The organism is Thermomicrobium sp. (genome assembly GCF_053493975.1).
Map to the genome: position 1 here is coordinate 1 of NZ_JBRBZA010000026.1, position 5,453 is coordinate 5,453.

At 70.3% G+C, this 5,453-nt stretch carries 6 protein-coding genes; all 6 read left to right on the forward strand.

The annotated features are described in order from the left end of the window. The coding region (locus tag ACWIVK_RS05225) for a Cas10/Cmr2 second palm domain-containing protein (protein WP_448575525.1) at nucleotides 1-627 on the forward strand (627 nt) is incomplete at its 5' end. After that, nucleotides 624-1,694, forward strand: a complete 1,071-nt coding sequence (locus tag ACWIVK_RS05230) for a type III-B CRISPR module-associated Cmr3 family protein (RefSeq protein WP_448575526.1) — start codon at nucleotides 624-626, stop codon at nucleotides 1,692-1,694. The genes ACWIVK_RS05225 and ACWIVK_RS05230, both read left to right, overlap by 4 nt. Before the next feature lies 1 nt (nucleotide 1,695). Further along, a complete protein-coding gene (cmr4, locus tag ACWIVK_RS05235; protein ID WP_448575527.1) occupies nucleotides 1,696-2,619 on the forward strand; it encodes a type III-B CRISPR module RAMP protein Cmr4 in 924 nt (307 codons plus the stop codon). A gap of 15 nt (nucleotides 2,620-2,634) precedes the next feature. After that, nucleotides 2,635-3,027, forward strand: coding sequence for a type III-B CRISPR module-associated protein Cmr5 (gene cmr5 / locus ACWIVK_RS05240; RefSeq protein WP_448575528.1), 393 nt, complete (start codon nucleotides 2,635-2,637; stop codon nucleotides 3,025-3,027). Between the two features lie 4 nt (nucleotides 3,028-3,031). Then, nucleotides 3,032-3,979 (forward strand): type III-B CRISPR module RAMP protein Cmr6, encoded by a 948-nt coding sequence (gene cmr6 / locus ACWIVK_RS05245; RefSeq protein WP_448575529.1) that lies wholly within the window; start codon nucleotides 3,032-3,034, stop codon nucleotides 3,977-3,979. Nucleotides 3,980-3,982: 3 nt separating this feature from the next. After that, on the forward strand, nucleotides 3,983-5,314 hold the full coding sequence (locus ACWIVK_RS05250) for a TIGR02710 family CRISPR-associated CARF protein (RefSeq protein ID WP_448575530.1): 1,332 nt from the start codon (nucleotides 3,983-3,985) through the stop codon (nucleotides 5,312-5,314). The last annotated feature ends 139 nt before the right edge of the window (nucleotides 5,315-5,453 follow it).

The following is a 5,453-nucleotide window of genomic DNA, read 5'->3' on the forward strand; positions in this document are numbered from 1 at the left end:
GACGTCGTGGCACTCGTGCCGGCCGAGCAGGCGGTTCCCCTGGCTCTGGTGCTCGGCAAGGCGTTCACCGAGGAGACGCAGGAGCGCTCCGCCTCGGCTGGCATCGCCATCGGCCACTGGCTGGAACCGCTCGGCGACCTCCTCCAGAGCGCCCGCGAGGCCGAAAAGCGGGCCAAGCGGCTGCCCGGCAAGAAGGCTGTCGCCGTTGAGCTCCAACCGCGCGGCGGCGAGATCGTTCGCGTCGTCGCCCGCGCCGACCAGCTGGCTGCGCTCGACTTCGCCGAACTGGTCGACCGTTTCCGCCGCGACGGCCCGGGGAGTCTCTCCGGCCGCCTGCCCACCGACCTGCGTCAGTTGGCCCGTGCTTTCCCCCAGGCCGATGCGGCCTTCCGTGCCGTGCTCGCTCGTTCGGTCAAACGCCAGGGCAAGTGGCCCAGCGGTACGGCGGACGAGCGCGAGCGGCTGGTCGAGCGGCTGTGCGGCTTCGCGACGGTCTACGACCAGCTGCGCGCCAGTCTGCCGGACCAGGACGACGCGCGACGGTTCGAGCGCGTGCCCTCCGGACCGGCCCAACTGGCCGACTGGCTCGCGCTGGCACGCTTCGTGGCGAGAGGAGGTGGCGAGTGACCACGCTGTTCCTGGAACCGCTCGATGTCTGGCTCTTCCGCGACGGACGCCCCTTCACCGCCGGCCAGCAGTTCCGCGCCGCGAGCCGCTTCCCACCCAGCCCGCTGGTGGTCCAGGGAGCGTTGCGCGCCTACCACCTCATGGTTCACTCCCGCGTTCCGGCCTGGGACGACGCTGCCGTCACCGAAGTGGTCGGTGGACCGGACGACTGGGGCCCGCTGCGCCTGATCGGCCCGTTGGTCACCCGCCGCGCTCCGGACGGCACGGTCGAGGTCCTGGTCCCACCACCGGCCGATGCGGTCGCGCGCGGCGCGACGCTCCGTCGCCTGCCCGCGCCAGCCGAGCTGCCCGCGGGACTGCGCCTGCCTGCACCGACACCTCGTCTCTTCCCGCTCTGGGAACTCGGGGAGGAGCAGTCCGAGAAGGCCAGTCAGCGACTCTGGTTGCGCCTGGCCGATTTTGCGGCCTATTCCCGAGGAGAGTCCGTCACCGGCGTGCCGCAGGAGGAGCTCTGGACGGAAGAAGTCCGGATCGGCATCGCCCAGGACACGGCTCGTCGCACGACGCGCGAGGGGCTCTACTACGAGGCCCGCTACGTCCGCTTGCACCCGGGCGTCGGGCTCCTCCTCGCCTTCGACGGGCTCGCTTGGCCCGAGCGCGAGGGTGTCCTGGCGCTCGGCGGCGAGCGCCGCTCCGCCCGCTTCGAGGTGCTCGCTGAACCGCTCCTTCCCATCGCACCCGATCCCCTGCCGGAGCGTTTCAGCGTCTTGTTCCTCACTCCCACCGTCTTCGAGCGTGGGTGGCTTCCGCGCGATTGGGGCGCCTTCTTCGAGGGGTCTGTCGAATTGGTGGCGGCTGCGCTCGACCGCTACGAGTCGGTCGGTGGCTTCGATCTGGCGCGCGGTCGCGAGCGTCCCGCACGCCGGGCAGTGCCGGCTGGAAGTGCCTACTACTTCGTCGCCCACGGTGAGGCCCGACTCCGCCGGACCAGCGACCTCCCTTGGCCCACCGTGAGCGACTGGGGTGCCGAGATCGGTTTCGGAACGGTCATGATCGGAGGATGGTGAGATGGCTGACGCGAGTGCCTTGCTCTTCGCCTACTGCGAAACACCGGTGCACGCCGGGACCGGCCGCGCCGTCGGCACGGTCGATCTCCCGATCCAGCGCGAGCGGATCACCGGCTTCCCCATCGTCCAGGCCTCGAGCGTCAAGGGGGTCCTGCGGGCGGTCACCCAGCCCAACGGTACCGATGCCGAGCGCCACCGTGCCCTCTTCGGCCCCGATCGGCCGGAGGAAGCCTCCACCCATGCCGGAGCGCTCCAAGTGACCGATCTCCAGGTCGTCCTCTTCCCCGTGCGCTCGCTGGCTGGCGTCTTCGCCTGGACGACCAGTCCCGCAGCACTGGCGCGCCTGGTGCGCCTGGCCAAGCTGGCCGGACTCGAGGGGCCGGTCGATCCCATCCGCTTCGCCGGTCTCCGGTCCCAGCAATGCGCTGTCGCCAATCGGAGCGCCCTCCTCACCTCGGCCGGTCAGCAGGTCGGTGTCGTCCTCGAGGAGTACAGCTTCACGCTCGCCGGCGACCAGGCTGGGTTGGTCTCGTCCCTCGCCGAATGGCTGGCTGCTCACGCCCTGCCTCAGACGCCGGAGTACGCCTGGTGGCGCGCGAACCTGGCTGCCCACCTCTGCGTCCTGGCCGACGACGATTTCCGCGACTTCGTCCTCTACGCGACCGAGATCGAGACCCATGTCCGCCTGGACGACCGGACCAAGACGGTCGAGAGCGGAGCGCTCTGGACGACCGAGGCCCTGCCCGCCGAGACGCTCCTGGTCGGGCTTCTGGCTGCCACCCGCTCCCGCTACGACAGAGTCGACGAGGACGGCCGCACCCTCTTGTCCTGGCTCACCGGTCAGCTGGATGGCCGGCGCGTCCGCCTCGGCGGTGACGAGACGACTGGCCGCGGCGCCGTCGTCCTGCGCGTCGCGCACGTCTGAGAGGAGGTCCGAGCGATGAGCATCCCCCAGACCCGACAGCGGACTCTCGAGCAGCAGCGAGCTGCCTTCGCCTGGCAATGCGTCCAAGCAGTCCAACGCACCGACTTCGCCAGCGAGTACGGCCAGCTCGCTCGTCAAGTCGCCTCGCTCGTCCAAATGCACGGGCTCGGCCAGACCCTCGCCTTCCTGGCAGCGAAGGCCAAGGACCAACAGAACGAACACCGCCAACTCGCTCGCGATCTCTCCCGCTGGGTCAGTCAGCAGCTCCTCGGGACAGCCCGCGACGACCTCCGCGACTGGATCGTCCAGTCCGCTGACGTCGCCGAGTACCGTCGGGCCACGCTGGAAGCGCTCGCCTTCCTCACCTGGCTCAAGCGGTTCGCCGAAGCCGAGCTCGTGAAGGAGTGAGCCGATGCGCGAACGACCACGATCCGAACAGCCGGGTGGCAACGGTCGCCGACCGCAACGCAGTGGGGCGCGACCACCGTCGGGTAGCCGCTCCGGCCCGCCGCGTGACCGCGATCGGTCAGCGGAAAGTTCCAGCGGTGAACCAGGGCGGCCGCACCCGCTCCTCCCGTCCGCCACGCGGACGCTCTGGAGCAGCGCCCGCAGCCAGGTCGCCAACCCCGCGCTCCTCTTCGACCGCTTCGCGCCGGAAGCCGCCGTCTTCGGCGACCGTACCGACGCGACACCGCGCCGCGACTTCCTCCGCGAGGTGATCGCAGCAGCCGCGCGGCTCGCCGAGAGCGCTCTCGCCGAGCAGATCCTGGCGCGCTGGGAGGCGACGGTGCGTGCAGCCGGAGCGGAACCATTCTCCGTCGAGCTCGAGGCGCGCCTGGTCACCGGCCTCGGCGCACACGGGCCGCTCGAGATCGGCTTCCGCTTCGACCGGCTCGGCTTTCCCGTGTTGCCGGGAAGCGGGCTCAAGGGTGTCGCCCGAGCCTACGCGCACCTGGTCGAGCGGCGCGACGAGTCCGATCCCGATTTTCTCGCCGTCTTCGGCCGCGTACCCCGCGCTGGAGAAGCGCACGAGGTCGCTCAGGCCGGTGCGCTCGTCTTCTTCGACGCCTACCCCGAGCCGGGCTGGCGCCTGGAACTCGACATCATGAATCCGCATTACCCGAACTACTATGCCGGGAAGGAGCCGCCGACACCCTGGCAGAACCCGACCCCGATCACCTTCCTCGCTGTGGCGCCGGGCACGCGCTACCGGATCGCCGTCGGGCTCCGCCAGGGAGCCAGCGATTCCGACGGGCGCCTGCGCGCGCTGGCGACGGAATGGTTGCGGAAGGGACTGGCCCAACTCGGCTTCGGAGCCAAGACGACGAGCGGCTACGGCGTGTTTCGGAGCGGGAAGTGAGCGATGAGCCAGTCAGTGCGTCGTGTCCTGGTCCTCAACGTCGGCAAGCCGATGGACGGCAATGTCGCCGATCGCCCGGAAGCCTACGCCCTGCGGGAAGCGCTCCCGGACTTCGTCGTCTTCGTGTGCTCGGCAGCAGCCGATGCCCAGGCGGGGACCCTGCGCTTCGTCGACGAGTATGCGGCGCTGGTCGGTCTCCCACCCGAGCGGTACGAGGTCCTTTCCCTCGAAGACCCCGACGATCTGGTGGCCTGCTACCAGCACCTGGTCGAGTGTTTCGCCGATCTCCGACGGCGTTTCCCGGACGCTGAACTCTTGGCCGACTACACCGCCGGGACCAAGTCGATGAGCGCCGCCTTGGTCCTGGCCGCCTTGGACAGCGAGGGACGCCCCGAGGTGCAACTCCGCCTGGTGCGAGGAGCGCGCGGACACCAGGCGACCGTCATCCCGGGGACGGAGAGTTTCGCCCCCGTCAGCGGTGTCCACGACGTCCGGGCGCATCGCTTCGTCCGGTCAGCGCGCCTCGCGCTCGAGCGCTTCGATTACGCCGAAGCGGCGGCTACCCTCGACCAGGCCTTGCAGCGCGAACTCTCGTCGCCGCTGCGCACCCGCCTGGAGCATGCTCGCAACCTCTGCCGAGCTTTCGACGCCTGGGACCGCTACGAACTGGAGACGGCCCGGACGTTCTTGGACCTGTACCGGCGCGACTGGCACAGCTGGCTCACTGTCCTCGACCAGCTGGCGGGTGTCGTCCGCGCCTTCGCACCGGGCCAGCCGGACGCTCCCGCGCCGCGCCTGGCCCCCCTCGAGCAGCTGCGCGATCCCTACATCGCCGTCGAGGACATCCTCTTCAATGCCGAGCGCCGGGCAGCCCAGTCCCGCTACGACGATGCCGTCGCCCGCGTCTACCGCGCGCTCGAGCTGCTCGTTCAGGTGCGTCTCTGGCTGGGGCATCGCATCGACACCAGCGACGTCGATCTGGCACGCCTTCCCGAGGCCTGGCGAGCCAAACTCGCTGGTCGAGCCGAGGGGAACGGGACGGTCCGGCTGGCCCTCGTCCAGGCCTGGGATCTGTTGGCTGACCTCGCCGATGAGCCGCTCGCTGGCTGGCTGGCCGCCGAGCGCCCGCGCCTCCTGCAGTGGACGCAGCACCGCAACTATTCGCTCCTCGCCCACGGTTTCGCGCCCGTCACCGCGACCAGCTGGCGCGAGCACGGTCAAACAGGTCTGGCGCTCTGTCGCGCGGCCTTGGCCGAGCTGAGTCGTACCCGTGTCCGGCGCGCGCTGCAGCACCAGCAGTTCCCGCGCGCCGACCTCCTGCCCGAGCTCGACTGAGCGGTGGACTGACGAGCGCTCACCAGTCGGCTGCGACGAGTCGCTCCCAGGCGAACGCGATCCGGTCCGCTGCGCGCTCGACCTCCTCGGGCGTCGTGAACCGCCCGATCCCGATCCGAATCGTCGCCTGCGCTTCTTC